Source organism: Altererythrobacter sp. MTPC7 (assembly GCF_042851395.1).
Classification (GTDB): Bacteria; Pseudomonadota; Alphaproteobacteria; order Sphingomonadales; family Sphingomonadaceae; genus CAJXSN01.
In genome coordinates, this window is sequence record NZ_BTGS01000044.1 from 1 (window position 1) to 996 (window position 996).

Annotated in this window: 1 protein-coding gene; it reads right to left on the reverse strand. The window is 55.9% G+C overall.

Annotated elements, in window-relative coordinates:
* Positions 1-210 precede the first annotated feature (210 nt).
* Positions 211-522, reverse strand: a complete 312-nt coding sequence (locus ACGHJ7_RS14745) for a helix-turn-helix domain-containing protein (protein ID WP_196847211.1) — start codon at positions 520-522, stop codon at positions 211-213.
* Between the last annotated feature and the right edge of the window lie 474 nt (positions 523-996).

The following is a 996-nucleotide window of genomic DNA, read 5'->3' on the forward strand; positions in this document are numbered from 1 at the left end:
GAACCCAAGTGTCAGATGTCTGCTCTCAGACCTAAGACGACTAGATTCGAACTTCCGACTTTGGGGTGCGAAGCGGACGTTCTCCGAGCGGACTTCCAGCGTCCTCTCACTCCCGCTGAGCCAAGGCCGCCACAACGCTGGCGGCCATGAATTCTTCAGCCTCGTGACGACGGCGACGAAAGGGTGAAACCTTCTTGCGCTTCGTGCCCTCTAGGGCCTTTGAAATTGCGGCCAACGCGACGGCATGAACAAGATCGGGATGCATATACGAGATGCGTCCTCTGCTGCGTTTCGCAAAATATTGCGCTTACTTTCGACCAGGCGCTTCAAGCTCTCAGTTAGCACGAGCGTCGAACTCCCCAGCTTGATAAACTCGATCTCGCCATCGCCGATCAGTACGTAAAGGGTGCTGCGTCCAATCCCGAGATAGCGACAGGCTTCTGGAACCCGCATCGCGATCGGCTCGATGTCGATCTGGCGTGTCTGGCTGCCTCGCTGTTCGTTCGCGCCTGATGTCGACATGCCGGTCGGTCCTTTCATCGTCAGGGTGATGACGGACCGACCTGGGGGACATGGAGGGGGAGCAGGTCAGGCCCGCCATCGAGACCAATTATCGGTGAATGTGGCCCAGTCGCGCCAAATGACGTTTCTACGCTGGGGCAGCCGTTCTCACTCCATTGCTCCGATGCCCATAACTGTTTGAGCAGAATGCATCTGCACAGATCCATGCGGACGAGCTCGGAGCAGCTCTTTTCGGTATGTCATGATCGCTTCGTGTGCAATTTGGTCAACCGCCATCGCTATTTAGATTGAAAAGAAACAGAAATTTTCGGAGACCGCCGCAGGTGTATCCCCGTTGCCGTCGCTATTTGCTCAGCAAAACCAACCACCTGCAGCCCGACCGACGGCGCTGCTTTTATCTCGCGCTCGATTCCTTCTTCTTTTTCAGACGCTCACGAACACTGAATTCTTTCGCTAGCAGTGCGGCTTGCAAGC